Genomic DNA, 16,052 nt, shown 5'->3' on the forward strand with positions numbered 1-16,052 from the left:
GGTCATGGTCTTCCAGTGGCCATGCGGCACTTTGGCCTTGATGCGCTGTCCAACCGGCGCCCAGCCCCTGAGCGGCGACATGTTGGTCTTGGTCCAGGTCTCGTCAATAAAGACCAGTCGCGTCGGATCGATCCGGTCCCGATACTTCGTCCACTGCATGCGCCGTCGCGCGACATCGGGACGATCCTGCTCGACGGCGATCAGCGTCTTTTTTTGTGACTGAGCTTCTCGGCATGCACGAACTCCCACACCGAACGGTAGTCGACCCTCAGGCCACGCTCGCCAAGTTCGGCCACAAGGCCGCGCAAGGTGAAGTCCCTGTCGTGACAGCGTTCGATCAGCCAGTCGCGCCACGCTCCCGAGAGCTTCTTCGGTTTGTAGCCGCCGACCTGGCGAGGCGCAGCACTGCCAGTCTCTTCGACGCGCTTAAGCCACGCGATGGCCGCGCTGTAGCTGACGCCAAATCGAGCCGCCGCCGCGCGTCGCGAGAGCCCTTCCGTCTTGACCGCGGCTACAACCCGCTCGCGAAGGTCCATCGAATAGGCTGCCATCCATGCTGGCCTCCTCCCAGCATGCATGTTGAATCAGAACTGCGATGATTTGGGAATCCCACGACTCTTATAAATCTCATCCCGCTCTAGGGTGGCCCAGCAGCACGGAAGATGTCGGCGACCTCGATCGAGGTGCGCACGGCTCAACCGGGCGGCGTCTTGCCTTCCATAAGCGCCATCAACCGATCGAGCGGCCCGGCGACCGCATGGGTCGAGACCTTGGTGTAGAGCGCGATCGTATCGAGCTTGCTGTGCCCGAGCAGCACCTGGATGACGCGGATGTCGACATCCTGTTCGAGTAAGTGGGTGGCGAAGCTGTGACGCAGCGTGTGCGGACTGACGCGCTTGCGGATGCCGGCGACTTCGGCCGCCTCCTGGACGGCGCGGTGCAGTTGCCGCGACGAGATCGGCGCCGTGCAACTGCGGCCCGGGAACAGCCAGCCATGCGGAAGCATCACCCCGCGCCGCCTGCCTTCGCGCCACCACAGCCGCAGGAGTTCCAGAAGCTGCGGCGAGAGCATCGCGTTGCGGTCCCTGCGGCCCTTGCCCTGCTCGACGCGGAGCAGCATGCGCGTGCTATCGACATCGTCGACCTTGAGATGCGCGACCTCGGACACGCGCAGGCCCGCGCCATAGGCGACGCCGAGCGCGGCCTTGTACTTGATGCCAGGTGCGGCTTCGAGCAGCCGCGCCGCTTCCTCCACGCTCAGCACGTCGGGAAGCTTGCGCTGATACCGCATGACCACCAGCGCACGCGCCAGATCCCGCCGCTTCAGCGTCACCAGGAACAGGAACCGCAACGCCGAGACCGCGCCGTTGATCGTCGCAGGTCCGGCGCCACTCTCATGCTGATGAAGCTGGAAGCGGCGGATGTCCTCAGACGACGCCGCATCGGGCGAGCGGCCGAGGAACGCGGCGAAGCGCCGGACGTGACGAACGTAATCCTGCTGGGTATGCGAGCCCAGGCCCCGCATCAGCATGTCGTGCTGCATGCGCTGGCGAAGCGGGCTAATAGGTGCATCGGTCGATGGGGTAGCCATGGCGAGTTCCTCTCGTTGAAGGGAACTCCATCGTCAGATCGACGCCTCTACCCGCTCAAGGCCTATGACATGCACGCCATCTCAGAAGGAGGCGGCCCTCCCGCGCAGCGGGTTCGTGCATGAGGCGCGAAGCGGTCATCCGCACCGCGAATTCTATTGACGTGTCCTTAGCCGTAACTTTCCCTCCCCTGTGCGTCGCCAGTATTCTCTCGGTCTAACCTCTTTTCCTGATGGCCCAGCCGATGCCTCCCGCAAGCACGATGCCAAGCAGCGGCCATTTCGCCCAGAACTCTCCCTGCCAGGACAGCAGGTTTACTGCGACGACCCCCAACGCTACGGCACCCAAGATCGCGATGCCCCGATTGATGTGGCTCGTCGTGCTTGCCAAGCGCAGCCCCGCCAGCAAGGAGACGGCTAATATCGGCCACTGTGCCCAGAAAATCCCATTCCAGGAAAGCAGATTAATGGCCGCCAACCCCAGCGCGATGAAACCAAGCAGAAGGAATTTCCGGCTGATCCTGCGCTCGAGGGATGCGCCAGCCCCGGCCGCGTCGCGCGTCGGCGCGTCACTGGCAAGAGGCGTTGCGGCGGGTTCGGCGCGCGGCGGTGCCGGCGCTGCCTTGCTCTCCTGTCCGCCAATCCGGACAGCATAGCTCGGCACACCTTCTTCGAGGTTCTTGACCACGAGGTCGCCCAGGAACTCAAACCCAACCGCCATCTTGTTTCGGACCTGATCGTACACTGTATTCGAGATCACAATCCCGCCCGCCGGGGCAGAAGTCTGAAGCCGGGCGGCAATGTTGACGCCGTCTCCATAAATGTCACTGCCCTCGACCATGACGTCGCCAAGGTTGATGCCGATCCGAAAGCGCATCTGCGTTGCGGCCGGACGGACGGCATTGTGCCCGGCCAACTCGTTCTGAGCGTCGATTGCCGTGCGCACGGACTCGACGACGCTCGGGAATTCGGCAATCAACCCGTCGCCCCAGGTGTTGACGACACGCCCGCCATGGGAATCGATCAGTCGCGCTATGGCGCCCCTGTACTGTTTCAGAGTTGCCAACGTTCCTTCTTCGTCGGCTTCCATGAGGCGCGTATACCCCTGAACATCCGCCGAGAAGATGGTCGTCAGTTTGCGGCGTGTGGCCGACATTGCAATGACCCCTGCCCGATGTGAACAGCCGAAGTTTGCCGTCCTTCGGTGGCCGAGTCTACGGCGCATGCCCGTGGGTACTGAAAACACTGGAGGAACGCGGCGAAGCGCCGGACGTGACGAACGCAATCCTGCTGGGTATGCGAGCCCAGGCCCCGCATCAGCATGTCGTGCTGCATGCGCTGGCGAAGCGGGCTAATAGGTGCATCGGTCGATGGGGTAGCCATGGCGAGTTCCTCTCGTTGAAGGGAACTCCATGGTCAGACCGACGCCTCTACCCGCTCAAGGCCTATGACATGCACGCCATCTCAGAAGGAGGCGGCCCTCCCGCGCAGCGGGTTCGTGCAATGAGGCGCAAAGCCGCCGTTCTCTTGAGGATGAAAAGCACGCTGCTTGCAGACAGCGCAAGAAAGTGGACAGGCGGCGGGCAGACCTTTCAGGAATGACGCCGTCGCGCGCGCAGCAATTGCCGATAGCCGCGCTCGACCATCTTCAGGCCGTCGCGCACGAGGCGATGCGTCTGGTAGCGGAAAGCCGAGTCATGCCAGTCCGCCGCGCTGACCAACCGTCGGCCGAACAAGGCAGTCGCGACGTCAAAGTGGGATGCCTGTTGGTCGCGGCCATCCAGGCATCTCAGCATATGGCCTAGGCGGCGGCGCTGGGCTGCGGTCAAGCGGGGGTCGGGAAGGTGTTGCCTATGGATCGAGCGGAGGAACCGCTCGATCGCCTGGAGCCGATCGTGCGCCATTTCATCGAGCGGGATAATAGCGGCAAGCGGCTCGCCCGGCAGTGTCTCGCCGAGAATTGCCAGTTGCGTGCCGCCGGGCGGAGATCGCATGTGAAGGCCGGTCCCGTCGTGCTGGCCCGCGGCCAGGGGGACGCCGGAGGCCCTGCCCTGCCCCGCGCGCAGGCCCGGCGGAACCTCGACAAGGTTGACGACCCCAGGGTTAATCTGAGGCGCCCAATAGACGGGCTGCTCGATCGCGGTCTGGTCAGGCCGAGCGGCGAAACTGCAGACCCCAGCGCTTGCGCAGCGCGCGCATCGCCTTGGCTGAGCGGGAGGCGGCAAAGTCTTGCTGATACTGCGGATTGCGTCGTAGGAACTCCCAGGCAATCGCATCGGCGTCGGCGCCTTTGATGAACGCATATGCCTGTGGGTCACGCCACTGCGATGTATCCGGCTTCATCCGCATCCTTCCCTTCTCAAGGATTTGATAGGGGGACGCGGCGTTGAGCGAAATCCTTGGATTCCGTCATTGACGAATGGACGAGGAGATATCCCGGCGTCGAGATCAGGCCAGGGCTTTTGCGATGCCTACTGGCTTGCGCCCTGCAGTATCTTGAATGTGTCCGTCCAGATGCGATAGGCGTCGTCATCGCCTTGGCTCCACGCACCGAAGGCGCGCCAGGCCGCGACAGACGATGCGGGCTGCTCGAACAGCGAGCCGACCGACTGGTCACCGGCGGGCCAGCCGGCTGGCTGATGGCATATCGCGTCCTGCGTGAGACGCCGCAGGTCGGCCAATGCAGAGCGGATGTGCGGCAGCGGAAATTCGAAGATGTCGGTGTTGTCACTCGCCTCCCGAACGACAACCGCAAGCTTGGCGATTACACCAGCCAAGGATTCAGCAGGCGTCGCAGCAACCTCAGTCAACAAGGCTTCGGCCTTCTCAGCGTCACCCTCCTCCGTGGACCGCGCATCGAGATAGCTGCGGTCGGCGATATCCCCCTCCCCGCGCCCGATGACATCACCGGTAGACAAGAGCGCGCCGCTCTCAAAAAGATCTTCCTCCGCCTGCTGCTGCCGCACACACGAGGCCAGCATCGCAACGTGCGCATGAATCCAGGCAACAGATAGAGCCACGACCGGGTCCACTGCCGGCTGATCGTCGACGATCGATGAGATTTGTGAAGCTGGCCGATTTCCACTCACTCGTTGCGCCATTTCTCACTCGTGACGAAAGGACAAGTCGTGGCTATTGTCAGAATCAGCGAAGATTCTGAGCTATCAACGACGTCGTGCAGGTGGGGCCGAGCGAAGCTATTTCGCCAGACCTCATCAATGACTTCCGTAGGGTTGAATACTAAAAGCGGCTTTTTTGACCTATGTCAACCAAAAAGAACGATTTTGAGATCGAAGCAATTTCTGTTCAGCAGTGTCGTGCTGCAAGAGCAATGCTCGAATGGAGTCAGGGCGACCTGGCCGAGGCAGCTGCTGTTTCGAGGACTACGATAGTAGATTTCGAGAGGAGTATTCGTATTCCGCACAGAAACAATCTTGCTGCGATCCGCCGTGCGTTTGAGGCAGCGGGTATAGAATTCCTGGCGGAGAATGGCGGCGGTGCTGGCCTGCGATTTGTACGAAGGTCGGATCGGACCTAGGAACCTTTCGCCCGGCGCGATTGCCGGGCGAGAGGATCCTGGTTCACTCACCGTTGCGGCGGCTGGGGCGGGACCAGATGAGGCTATGAGCCTCGCCTTCCTCGTCGGCGAAGAGGTTGGCGTAGATCGGAGCGGTGAAGCTCGGATCGTCCAGCTTGAGCCCGAGATAGTCGCGGCCCTCGTTGGAGCGCTTGGACCAGGCGGCGCCGATTTCGGCCTTGCCGACCACGATGCGGTGGCTTGGAGCGTTCTCGCCGCTGGCCCGGGTGTCGGGAATGATGCGCACGCCTTTGGCCTGGACGCTGAGGGTGACGATCTCGCCGGTGAACTCGTTCGCATTGGTCTTCTTGAAAGTGCCGATGGTAGCCATTTTCAGTCTCCGTCTTCTTCGTTTCCGAGCCCGCACCATGCGACCTCGATGGCGATCGTGAGGCCGAAGGCGACTGCCGCCGCATCGCTTGCGACCGCAGCAAAGCGGAGGATGGCGCAGGCGCGCGTTTCTTGTTTCGCGAGGAATGGGCTTTGCCCAGGGGAAGAAACGCGCGACGCGCCGTTGCGGCATAGGCGGTCGAGGCTTCAGCCTTCCTCCGGCCAGATCAGCCCGTTCGAGAGGTCGTTGGTCCACTCTACGAAATGAGAGACGGAGGCAATGGCGGCATTTGAGGCTGAGAGACAAAGAGGATTTGCTATCGCAATAGCCGTGGCTGACCCAGGACGGACGTAGAGCCAAGTAAGAAATCTACGTCCGGTAACGGAGCGCTTCGGCGAGAAGAGCGAAAGCTGGAGATGCCTGCCGACGGTTGGGATAGTAGAGGTGATAGCCTTGGAAGTAGGGGCACCAGTCGGCCAGAACTTCCTTCAACTCGCCCCGCTCGAGGTAAGGACGGGCAAGCTCCTGCGGCACATAGGCCAAGCCATGCCCGTCGACGGCAGCGTGCAGCACCGGAACGATGCTGTTGAACGCAATCTGGCCGTCGACGCGCACGCTGAATTCGCGGCCGTCTTTCTTGAACTCCCATGCATAGAGGGTGCCCGCCGTACTGAGGCGTATATTCACGCAGGCGTGGTTGGTCAGTTCCTGCGGTGTTTCGGGCGCTGATCGACGCTCAAAATATGCTGGCGACCCCACCACGGCAAAGCGCCAGTCTGGTCCGATCCGCACGGCGATCATGTCCTTGCTGACAGACTCTCCCAAGCGCACGCCCGCATCGAACCGTTGCTCGACGATATTGGTGAAGCCGTAGTCTACGTCCAACTCCACCTTGATATCTGGGTATTGCGCCAGAAACGGCAGCAGTCTCGGCCGAAAGATGGTGTCGATGACATAGTCGATGCAGGTGATGCGGATCGTGCCCGCCGGTTTGTCGCGCATGGCACTCACGGCGTCGATTTCGGCCTGGATCTGCTCGAAGTGTGGCCCAAGCGATCTCGCCAGCCGAGCGCCGACATCCGTGGTGGCGACATTGCGGGTGGTGCGCGCCAGCAACCGCATGCCGAGCCGATCCTCGAAGCCCTTGATGGTGTGACTCAGCGCTGACGGGGTGACGCCCAATTGGGCGGCCGCCTTGGTGAAACTTCGCTCCCGCGCGACGGCCAGAAAGGCCGTTATCTCGTTGATCTGGTCGCGAGGCATTTGTGAGCGTCTTTCATCAGAGCATGAAGTTTACCCCGTCTAATCGAAGGGATCAACACGCGCTACCTTTAGTTTCAGACAACCACCCAGGCCGGTAGGCCCAATGAAAGAAGCGCAAATGGAAATCCTGAGAGCCGGCTCCAAGCCCTCCGCCAAAGGTCCAACCGACTGGTTCAGCGGGACGGCCCGGATCGACGCCCTGTTCAACCCGTTCGCCCCCGATCGGGTGCAAGGCGCCAACGTCACCTTTGAACCAGGCGCCCGCACCGCGTGGCACACCCATCCGCTCGGGCAGACCCTTGTTGTCATTTCCGGCATCGGCCGGGTGCAGCGGTGGGGCGGCCCTATCGAGGAAATCCATCCTGGAGACGTCGTCTGGTTCGCGCCCGGCGAAAAGCACTGGCATGGAGCGGCACCTGAAAATGCCATGACGCACCTGGCCCTGCAGGAAGTGCAGGACGGCAAGGTGGTTGACTGGATGGAGAAGGTCACCGACGAGCAGTACGCGAAGGAGCGTGCCGTCTGATGCCCCATGTGATCGTTAAACTCTGGCCGGGCAAGTCGGAACAGCAGAAGCAGCGGCTTGCCGATGCCATCACCCGCGACGTGATGGAAGCCCTCAACTACGGCGAGGAATCCGTCTCCGTCGGCTTTGAAGAGGTCAGCGCAAGCGACTGGCGGGCGGAAGTCTACAAGCCGGACATCCTCGACAAGCCGGGAACCCTCTACAAAAAGCCCGGCTATAGCATGTGAGGCGCTGATGGGCTGGCATGCTGAAGAACTCTCCAGGATCGCTGCGACTGACGATCTGCGCATCGCGCCGTTCCGCAGCGACGGCAAGACCTACGGGACGCTGACCTGGATATGGTCGGTGGTCGTTGACGGTGAACTTTACGTCCGCGCCTACAACGGCCAGTCCTCCCGCTGGTATCAGGCTGCGAAGGCCCAGGAGGCCGGACGGATTACGGCGGGTGGCAGCACCCATGAGGTGGCGCTGGAGTTGGTCGACGACCAGGGGATCACCCCTCGTATCAACGAGGCCTACCGGCGGAAATACGCCGGCAGTCCTTACCTCACCCACATGATCGGAAGCCGTGCACAGAGCGCCACCGTCCGCATCGTACCAACCGCATAGAAAGCTACGAACATGATCCTCAATGAAACATTCACCCTCGCCAACGGGGTGGCCATTCCGAAGCTCGGCCTTGGCACCTGGATGATCCCGGGCGGCGAAGTCGCTCAGGTTGTGCGCAACGCTGCTGAGGTCGGTTACCGCCACTTCGACACGGCGCAGGCCTATGCGAACGAGAACGGCGTTGGCGAAGGCCTGCGCGCAACCGGCATCGCCCGTGACCAGCTTTTCGTGACCACCAAGCTGGTGGCCGAGAGCAAAGACTATGCCGACGCGGTCCGCCGAATCGATAGCTCCCTGAAGACCCTTGGTGTCGACCACATCGACCTTATGCTAATCCACAGCCCGCAGCCATGGAGCGACTTCCGAAAGGGGGAGCATTTCTTCGAGGGCAACCTCCAGGCATGGCGCGCGTTGGAGGAGGCCTACAACGCCGGCAAACTGCGAGCGATCGGCGTCTCGAACTTCGAAGAGGTCGACCTGGACAACCTTCTGGACAACGCCTCGATCAAGCCGATGGTCAACCAGATACTCGCGCACGTCGGCAACACCCCGTTCGACCTGATCGATTACTCACTCGGCAAGGGCCTGCTGGTCGAGGCGTATTCTCCGGTTGCCCACGGCGCGGTGCTCAACAACGCCGATCTTGCCGCCCTTGCCCAGAAGTACAATGTCTCCGTTCCGCAGCTATGCATCCGATATTGCCTTGAGCTCGGTCTCCTGCCGATGCCCAAGACCTCGAAGCGGGAGCACATGCAGAGCAATGCTGCCGTCGACTTCGATATCTCGGCGGAGGATATGACGACATTGAAGGGCGCAAAGCCCATCGAGCACTATGGCGAGGCGACGCACTTCCCTGTGTTCGGCGCAAGCAATCGCGCGAAGTGACAAACTGACTCTTGATCCCCCTGGTGACCATCGATCCGGCTTCGTCATTAGGCGATGTGCTGCCGCCCGATCAGCGGCAGCTTCGGTTCGAACTGTAGGAAAAAAATCCAGCCGCAGGCTCTCTGGGTCATTGCGCGTATGGATCGATTTCGCGGACGATCTCCGAGTCGTCTCCGTCATATTCGGCAACCGGCATGACGGCGAGCGTGCCGTCGCCGGCGCGGAAGATCACGATGCTGACCATCAGGGTGGTGGCGAGGCTGAAAGCGAAGGCGTTGGCTTCTGCGAGCGACATTTTTCAGGCTCCTGTTTGGAAGCGGGGATCCATTCCCCGCGTGACAGGCGCCCGATGTGTCCGGCCGAGGGCCGCGATCACCGTGCAGGCGTAGCCGAAACGGCGGCACGCTTTGCGTAGTCCGACCCTTTATGGGTTGATGGCGTCAGGCCCTCGGACCGGACCAAGGAATTGCGCTAATGGACGTGGGGGTGGATCCCCGCTTCCAAACCGGAGCCGGTTAGGCATGGCGCTCGAAGCTACCGCCTTCACAGCCAACCGGAAACTGTCATGGCCGCACTTCGTCTCCGACCAGCATGTAAGCAGGCGAGCATGGCGTTGTGTCGCGCTGCCACGGACGCCCGTCATGTGGCGCCGAATTTCATGACCGGGATGCCGAGCCCGCGGGCTTTGTCAGCGAGGTTGTCCTGAATGCCCGTGCCTGGAAAATGAACGACGCCGATTGGCATTGTCTCGAGCATCGCGTCGTTGCGTCTGAAGGGAGCGGCCTTGGCATGCCTGGTCCAGTCAGGCTTGAAGGCGATCTGTGGCACCTTGCGATTGTGCGCCCATTTGGCGGCGATCAATTCGGCTCCCCTGGGCGACCCTCCATGGACCAGAACCATGTCCGGGTGCTTGGCGTGTATCTGGTCGAGCTTGGCCCAGACGAGGCGATGGTCATTGAAGTCGAGCCCGCCGGTGATGGCGACCTTCGGCCCAGTGGGCAAGAGCGCCTGGTTATCGGCAAGTTTCTTGGCGGCCAGGAAATCGCGACTGTCGATCATTGACGCGGTGAGATTGCGGTGGCTGACCTTGGAGCCCGAACGCGGCCGCCAGATCGAAAGGGTGTGTCGCTCGAAGTGCTCAGCGGCCTGATCGCGCATCAGTTCGAAGGCACTGCGGCTTTCGAGCAGCGTCTGGCCTTGGGCGGTGAGCCGTTCAAGTTCGACGGACTTGACCTCGGAGCCGTCCTGTTCGCGCTGCAGGCGCCGCTGTGAGAGTTCGTTGTCGTCGAGTTCGCGTTCGATCCGGTTGGTTGCGCGATGGAATAGGTTGACGGTGCCCCAGAGCAGTTCCTCGAGGTCGGGTTCGAGGCGTGTGTCGGCCATCGCCACCACGAGGGCGTCGAAGATGTCGGCGATGCTGGCTGCGATGACGTGGCCCTCGGGGAGCGGGCGCGGATCGGGTTCGTCTTCGAAGGGACGGTAGCCGTAAAGTTGTAGTTCGTGAAGGACGTGGTCGGTCGGCGATGACGCGTGCGGCGGTTCGAAGTCCGTATCATGGTGGTCGTTCATGTGCCTTCCTTTCCGGGATCGGTCGCGTCCATCGCGGCCTTCATGGCGACGACGGCGACGGACGGTCCGGATCTGCACCCGCAGCGCCAGCGCAGGGCCGGAACGGAAGTGGAGGATGGCGAAGCCCGGCTATTTTGTTCGCGATGGAACGCGCGCTCTGCGGCGCGCCGGAAAATAACCGGGCGCAGCCATTGCCAATCCGGACCGACCGGCGCGCCGATCGCCCTCTGGAAGGCCGTGGGATGTCGTCTTCCGGCAAAGGAGCTGGCCATTGTGGCGACCATCGACAGGGACGGGGCCAGCGCTCGCCCCCCTCCCGGTCAGGCCGCTGTTCGTGCCACGAAGCGTTCAGCGTCCTGCGGTGCGATCTGGACCCGCAGGATTGCCCTGAGGGCATTGAGACCGAGCAGACGCAGATCCTCGTTGAAGTCGCCGAGCTGTGGCTGCAGCACGATCGCCTCGATCCCCGCCGCGTTGGCGCGCTCGATAAGGGTCGCCACTGCTCCGTCCCCCGCCGGATCATTGTCGCGAGCAATGTAGAGACGACGCAGCGTATCGGGAAACAGGATGGCGGACAGATGTGCTGCCGACAGGGCCGCGATCACCGGCATGGAAGGCAGCGCCGAACGCTGTGACAGCATCGTCTCGATGCCTTCACCGGCTGCCATGACATCGCAGCCGATGCCGAAACGGACCGCGTGCCCGAGCAGTTCCCCCATCGCCCGCCTCGGAGTATTGATCGGCGCCCGGCCGAGATGGGCCTCGCTGAAACCGGCCGGATCGAGCCAGGTGCGGTGTGCGCCTGTAAGCCTGCCTGTCAAGTCAGTGACGGCCGCAATCATCGCGGGCCAGATTTCGGTCGGCGCCTCCACGTCGGGCCGGTAGTAGCAACGCGGATGGAATCGAAGACTTCCGGTTTCGTGCAAGGCCGTTATTCCGCGTCCACGCAGGTAGGTCTCCACAAGCGTTCGCGAGATCGGCTGCGACATGGAAACCAGCCGCCTCGCGGCTTCGACAGAGCCGGAAGGAGCAGGAACTGGTGGCATCGTGCGTTCAGTTGGATTGAGCGTCGGTTGGGGCATCGACAAAAAACTGCGCGCCTCGTCGGCGACGTCCTTGAAGTCGACCAAGCCACGTGACTCCCGAATGACGTCGAGCAGATCACCGTGCTCGCCGGTGGCAGCGTCGGTCCATTTCCCAGCCGCGCCCTTGCCGGATTCCGGCCCTTTCAGGCGGACAAACATGGACCGCCCCGGCGTATTGCGCACATCGCCGACCAACCAGTAGCGGCCCTCTCGATGACCGTTGGAGAGATAGCGGCTGCACACAGCCTCGGCCTGTTGGCTGAGACGAGATGCCAGTTCGGAAGCGTCGAGACGGGGCATCAGCTCGCCTCCCTCTCATTGACGCGCTGCATCGGATAGCGCTCGAGGACTTTGGCAAGGATGGCCGGTCCCGCGGCATCGGTGGGAACGAACATGCGTAGCTTCCAGGATATAATCTCGTGAAAAAGCCCATAAGCCGAGAGCCGCTCGCGCATCGCATCGGTGAAGCCCGAAAGCTCAATGCGGTTGGCGCCCATGACGCGGACACGCCGCAGATGAAGTCCTTCGGCGAGGTCGAGCGTCGTGCGGCCATCGACCAGTGCGTCGAAGGCGTCGTCAGCCGTCAGTGTGCTCACACCAAGTGCGAGAGCGCCAGCGGCCCAAGCCGCAGAGACCATGCGGCCGATAATGCGCTCGCCCTCGTCGGTCTGGAGCCGATAGACACGGCTGGACTCGTTCGGGAGCCGCTTCCAGATTGGCAGCAACAATCCGGCGACGACGTGGATAGTCGAATCGGAGAACGCCGGAACGTTGGCGACCTCTGCATTCCAGGCCGTCGCAAAGGTTTTGGGATCCGCCTTGGTCCAATGACTTTCCTCTATCATGCGGAGGGAAGCATGGTGCTGTTCCATCGGTCGGATCAGACGAACGCGCCGTTCGACCTCGCCATCGTCGAGCATGAGCGATGGCGCTGGAATCTGCACAGCGGCGCGTCCTGAGCGTTCGTTGACGAGCAGAATGGAACGCGGATCGTCGCAATAGGCGACAGCCTCCTCACACGACGTCGGTCGATTGCGTTGGCGCTGGGCAATGGTGAGGAGTTGCGTTTCGGCGCCTGTGCCCGGATGGGAGTAGATCGTGCGCCGGTCGGTGACGACGAAACTCTCCGCCTGCAGCGTCTCCAGCCCAACGTCATAGATGCCGGCGGCGATGGCGCCTTCTACCTTGGCGGTGAGCAGTTGCTCGAAGGCCGCGAACAGGACATCTTGCAGATCGATAGTGAGCGCCAGCAGCCGATTGAGGAAGGTGGTGATTGGCGGCAGGTCATCCTTGATGCCGCTATCGTCCATCAGCTTTAGGCCGGTCGTCTCCTCGAACCGCTGCAGCGAACAGCCCCTCACTTTGCCGCGTACGATCAGCAGATAGAGCTGGCGCAGCGCATCGCGCGCATAGTGCGATTCCAGATTGTCCTCTGGCCGGAACAGGCCCTGTCCGCCGGTCTGGCGTTGGCCGCGCGTGATGGCGCCAAGCGTATCGAGGCGGCGAGCGATGGTGGAGAGGAAACGCTTCTCCGCTTTCACATTGGTCGCGATTGGCCGGAAAAGCGGAGGTTGCGCCTGATTGGTCCGGTGCGTGCGACCAAGGCCCTGGATGGCCGTGTCGGCTTTCCAGCCCGGCTCGAGCAGGTAGTGGACGCGAAGCCGCATGTTGCGTGACGACACGTCGGCGTGGTAGCTGCGTCCTGTCCCCCCAGCATCGCTGAAGACCAGAACGCGTTTCATGTCATCCATGAAGGCCTGCGTCTCGGCGAGATTGGCCGAGGCAGCGCGGCTCTCAACCATGAGCCGTTCCTTCTTCCGGACGATGCGCCGTGACCTGCCCGTCACTTCCGCCACCATATCCGTGCCGAAGCGCTGGACGATCTGGTCGAGCGCGCCGGGGACCGCTGGCAGGCTGGCGAGCTTCTCGATCAGCGCCGTGCGGCGCGCGACCGCCTCGCGGCTTTCCACCGGTTGGCCGTCGCGGAAGACCGGCCTGGACGACAGATTGCCCTCGGAATCGGTGAAGGGCTCGTAGAGCTGGACCGGGAAGGAATGCGCGAGGTAGTCGAGGACATATTCTCGTGGTGTGATGTCGACGCGGACGTCGTTCCATTCCTGTGTCGGGACCTCGGCCAGCCTGCGCTCCATCAGCGCCTCGCCGGTGGAGACGATCTGGATGACCGCCGAATGCCCTGCGTCGAGGTCCTGATCAATCGAGCTGATCAGCGTCGGCGTCTTCATCGATGTCAACAGATGAGCGAAGAAGCGCTGCTTGGCGCTTTCGAAGGCCGAGCGTGCGGCTGACTTGGCCTGGCGGTTCAAGGTGCCGCCGTCGCCAGTGATGTTGGCGGCCTGCATGGCTGCATCGAGATGGTTGTGAATGACGGCAAAGGCACCGGCATAAGCATCGTAGATGCGTCGCTGCTCGGGCGTCAGCTCGTGCTCGACCAGCTCATATTCGACGCCGTCGAAGGACAGCGAGCGTGCCGTATAGAGGCCAAGGGCGCGCAGGTCTCGCGCGAGCACCTCCATCGCTGCCACGCCGCCCGCGTCTATGGCTTCGACGAATTCCGCACGGGTGGAGAATGGCAGGTCCTCGCCGCCCCACAGGCCGAGCCGCTGGGCATAGGCGAGATTGTCGACCGTCGTGGCGCCGGTCGCGGACACATACACCACACGTGCGCGTGGTAGAGCGTGCTGCAGACGCAGGCCGGCGCGGCCCTGATGCGACGCGGCGACATCGCCGCGCTCTCCCTTGCCGCCACCGGCGTTTTGCATAGCATGCGCTTCGTCGAAAATGATAACTCCTTCAAAATCGGGACCCAACCATTCGACGATCTGCTTGACGCGCGAAACCTTCCCGCCGCGGTCATCGGAGCGCAGCGTGGCATAGGTTGTAAACAGGATGCCTTCCGACAGCGTGATTGGACGGCCTTGAGGGAAGCGCGACAGCGGGGTGACGAGCAGACGCTCCATGCCGAGTGCCGACCAGTCGCGCTGGGCATCCTCAAGCAGCTTGTCCGACTTGGAGATCCACACCGCTTTGCGGCGGCCCTGCAACCAGTTGTCGAGAACGATACTCGCCGCTTGCCGACCCTTGCCGACGCCGGTGCCATCCCCGACAAAGAAACCACGCCGGAAGCGCACAGCCTCCTGCGCATCGTCCGGCGCGGCTTTGACGATGTCGAATGTATCGTCGACCGACCACGAACCGGCGAGGAAGCCCGCATGGGCCTCGCCGGCGAGGATCAGCGTTTCGAGCTGGGCATCTGAAAGTGACGTCAGAATGTCGCTGGGAAGCATCGGTCGATAGCGGGGCTTGGGCGGCGCGACGGAGGCCATGGCGGCGGATTGCACCAGCTTGGTTGGGTGCCCCTGGGAGCCTGGAATGCGGATCGTCTGCAATCCGTATTCCTCATAGATCGCATCGGTCAGGCGGGCTCCTTCGTCAGGCGTCCAATCCACGGTCTCGTAGGCGAGTTCGACGCCGGCGAGTTCGGGGCGTTTGGAACGAGCCGGCATAGCGGCAGGGCGCGCGAGATAGCCGCGCACGGTGCGGGATGTCGCGATGGTGGGCACGACCTTAACCGTATCGGCGACCGGCAGCCGCGCACCTACATGCTCTTCTATCCAGCCGAGCAGCGTCGCGACGTCCGGTGCAAGACCGGGAGATGCCGGAAAGAGAGAGGAATCGCCAGCAGCTACCTTGTCGATGACCGTCAGCCGCGTCTCGATCGTCGTGCCATGCTTGGCATATACCGAGCCGCCGATCGTAGCGGTGAAAACGACGCGGCTGCGCTCCTGCAGGCGGACGAAGGCGTCGCGCCAGGCAGGTGTCTCCGGCCCGAAGTTCGCGCCGGTGATCGTTACCAGACGACCGCCATCGGCAAGCCGGGCAAGTGCCGAAGCGACATGGCGATAGGCTGCATCGGCGACACGACCCTGGACATGGGCGAGCACGGAAAATGGCGGGTTCATCAACACCACGGTCGGCATGATCGACGGATCGAGATGATCGTCGATCTGAGCGGCATCGAACCGGGTGATCGCGAGGGCCGGAAAGAGGGTGGACAAGAGGCCGGCTCTGACCTCGGCGAGTTCATTTAAAACGAGCGAGCCGCCGGCGATCTCGGCGAGAATGGCGAGCAGACCGGTGCCGGCGGAAGGTTCAAGTACCCGGTCTGTGGGGGTAATGGCCGCCGCGGTGACAGCAGCGAAGCCCAACGGGATCGGAGTCGAAAACTGCTGGAACGCCTGGCTCTCCTCCGAGCGACGCGTCTGGGTGGGCAAGAGGCCGGCAATCCGTTCGAAGAGCGGCAAGGCGCAAGCCGGAGATCCGGCTTTGCGTAGCAGCGATTTTCCATATTTGCGAAGAAAAAGGACGGTCGCCGCCTCGCCGGCATCATAGGCGGTCTTCCAATCCCAGGCGCCGCTGGCGTCGGACCGGCCGAATGAGGCTTCCATTGCGGCGCGCAAATCGGCTGTGTCGATACGCTGACCGCGTTCGAGATGGGGAAGGAGAAGCAGCGCCGCCGCGTATATGGCAGCGGCTGGATCGGAAGCCAGGGAAGCAGGTGCAACTGGATTGACAGTCGCCGTCGGAAACAAAACGTTCAT

At 62.7% G+C, this 16,052-nt stretch carries 17 protein-coding genes and 1 pseudogene; 5 read left to right on the forward strand and 13 right to left on the reverse strand.

What is annotated here, in order from left to right; genetic code table 11:
- The 6 genes and pseudogenes from FJW08_RS33085 to FJW08_RS27020 form a co-directional block, all read right to left on the reverse strand.
- A pseudogene (locus FJW08_RS33085) lies at positions 1 to 551 on the reverse strand (helix-turn-helix domain-containing protein); the annotation flags it as partial.
- 143 nt (positions 552 to 694) lie between these two features.
- Entirely contained in the window at positions 695 to 1,591 is an 897-nt protein-coding gene (locus FJW08_RS26995; protein ID WP_140812989.1) for a site-specific integrase, read from the reverse strand.
- A 214-nt stretch (positions 1,592 to 1,805) separates the two neighbouring features.
- Positions 1,806 to 2,744 (reverse strand): adenylate/guanylate cyclase domain-containing protein, encoded by a 939-nt coding sequence (locus FJW08_RS27000; RefSeq protein ID WP_140812990.1) that lies wholly within the window; start codon positions 2,742 to 2,744, stop codon positions 1,806 to 1,808.
- A 436-nt stretch (positions 2,745 to 3,180) separates the two neighbouring features.
- Positions 3,181 to 3,582, reverse strand: coding sequence for a DUF2285 domain-containing protein (locus FJW08_RS27010; protein ID WP_246682593.1), 402 nt, complete (start codon positions 3,580 to 3,582; stop codon positions 3,181 to 3,183).
- A 154-nt stretch (positions 3,583 to 3,736) separates the two neighbouring features.
- Positions 3,737 to 3,937, reverse strand: coding sequence for a DUF6499 domain-containing protein (locus FJW08_RS27015; RefSeq protein WP_246682595.1), 201 nt, complete (start codon positions 3,935 to 3,937; stop codon positions 3,737 to 3,739).
- A 122-nt stretch (positions 3,938 to 4,059) separates the two neighbouring features.
- Complete coding sequence (locus FJW08_RS27020) at positions 4,060 to 4,689, reverse strand: hypothetical protein (RefSeq protein ID WP_246682596.1); 630 nt, start codon at positions 4,687 to 4,689, stop codon at positions 4,060 to 4,062.
- A gap of 161 nt (positions 4,690 to 4,850) precedes the next feature.
- Here FJW08_RS27020 and FJW08_RS27025 point away from each other — a divergent pair, with 161 nt between their 5' ends.
- The gene (locus tag FJW08_RS27025; RefSeq protein ID WP_281408462.1) at positions 4,851 to 5,126 is read left to right on the forward strand and encodes a helix-turn-helix domain-containing protein; all 276 of its coding nucleotides are present in this window, start codon (positions 4,851 to 4,853) and stop codon (positions 5,124 to 5,126) included.
- Positions 5,127 to 5,169: 43 nt separating this feature from the next.
- On the opposite strand, the gene FJW08_RS27030 is transcribed toward FJW08_RS27025, so the two are convergent.
- Both FJW08_RS27030 and FJW08_RS27035 read right to left on the reverse strand, forming a co-directional pair.
- Positions 5,170 to 5,496 (reverse strand): DUF736 domain-containing protein, encoded by a 327-nt coding sequence (locus FJW08_RS27030; RefSeq protein ID WP_140812991.1) that lies wholly within the window; start codon positions 5,494 to 5,496, stop codon positions 5,170 to 5,172.
- Positions 5,497 to 5,865: 369 nt separating this feature from the next.
- Complete coding sequence (locus FJW08_RS27035) at positions 5,866 to 6,759, reverse strand: LysR family transcriptional regulator (protein ID WP_140812992.1); 894 nt, start codon at positions 6,757 to 6,759, stop codon at positions 5,866 to 5,868.
- 118 nt (positions 6,760 to 6,877) lie between these two features.
- Between FJW08_RS27035 and FJW08_RS27040 the strand changes: the two genes are divergently transcribed.
- Genes FJW08_RS27040 through FJW08_RS27055 form a run of 4 tightly spaced genes read left to right on the forward strand, consistent with a single transcriptional unit; the run spans position 6,878 to position 8,779 of the window.
- Positions 6,878 to 7,285: a cupin domain-containing protein gene (locus tag FJW08_RS27040; RefSeq protein ID WP_140813044.1), complete on the forward strand. Its 408-nt coding sequence runs from the start codon at positions 6,878 to 6,880 to the stop codon at positions 7,283 to 7,285.
- Positions 7,285 to 7,512 carry a tautomerase family protein gene (locus FJW08_RS27045; RefSeq protein ID WP_140812993.1) on the forward strand — a complete coding sequence of 76 codons (228 nt, stop codon included), beginning with the start codon at positions 7,285 to 7,287 and terminating at the stop codon, positions 7,510 to 7,512. Before FJW08_RS27040 ends, FJW08_RS27045 begins: the two co-directional genes overlap by 1 nt.
- A 7-nt stretch (positions 7,513 to 7,519) precedes the next feature.
- Positions 7,520 to 7,894: a DUF2255 family protein gene (locus FJW08_RS27050; protein WP_140812994.1), complete on the forward strand. Its 375-nt coding sequence runs from the start codon at positions 7,520 to 7,522 to the stop codon at positions 7,892 to 7,894.
- A gap of 12 nt (positions 7,895 to 7,906) precedes the next feature.
- Positions 7,907 to 8,779, forward strand: a complete 873-nt coding sequence (locus FJW08_RS27055; RefSeq protein WP_140812995.1) for an aldo/keto reductase — start codon at positions 7,907 to 7,909, stop codon at positions 8,777 to 8,779.
- Positions 8,780 to 8,906: 127 nt separating this feature from the next.
- Here FJW08_RS27055 and FJW08_RS32540 read toward each other — a convergent pair whose 3' ends face one another.
- The 5 genes from FJW08_RS32540 to FJW08_RS27075 form a co-directional block, all read right to left on the reverse strand.
- Complete coding sequence (locus tag FJW08_RS32540) at positions 8,907 to 9,074, reverse strand: hypothetical protein (RefSeq protein WP_181183063.1); 168 nt, start codon at positions 9,072 to 9,074, stop codon at positions 8,907 to 8,909.
- Between the two features lie 344 nt (positions 9,075 to 9,418).
- The gene (locus FJW08_RS27060; protein ID WP_140812996.1) at positions 9,419 to 10,348 is read right to left on the reverse strand and encodes a DUF2493 domain-containing protein; all 930 of its coding nucleotides are present in this window, start codon (positions 10,346 to 10,348) and stop codon (positions 9,419 to 9,421) included.
- Positions 10,345 to 10,620, reverse strand: a complete 276-nt coding sequence (locus FJW08_RS27065; RefSeq protein ID WP_140765844.1) for a hypothetical protein — start codon at positions 10,618 to 10,620, stop codon at positions 10,345 to 10,347. The genes FJW08_RS27060 and FJW08_RS27065 overlap by 4 nt, the downstream gene beginning before the upstream one ends.
- 48 nt (positions 10,621 to 10,668) lie before the next feature.
- On the reverse strand, positions 10,669 to 11,733 hold the full coding sequence (locus FJW08_RS27070; protein WP_140812997.1) for a toprim domain-containing protein: 1,065 nt from the start codon (positions 11,731 to 11,733) through the stop codon (positions 10,669 to 10,671).
- Complete coding sequence (locus FJW08_RS27075) at positions 11,733 to 16,052, reverse strand: bifunctional class I SAM-dependent methyltransferase/DEAD/DEAH box helicase (RefSeq protein ID WP_140812998.1); 4,320 nt, start codon at positions 16,050 to 16,052, stop codon at positions 11,733 to 11,735. Before FJW08_RS27075 ends, FJW08_RS27070 begins: the two co-directional genes overlap by 1 nt.

Origin of the sequence: Mesorhizobium sp. B3-2-1, from assembly GCF_006439515.1 — a bacterium.
Lineage (GTDB): Bacteria > Pseudomonadota > Alphaproteobacteria > Rhizobiales > Rhizobiaceae > Mesorhizobium.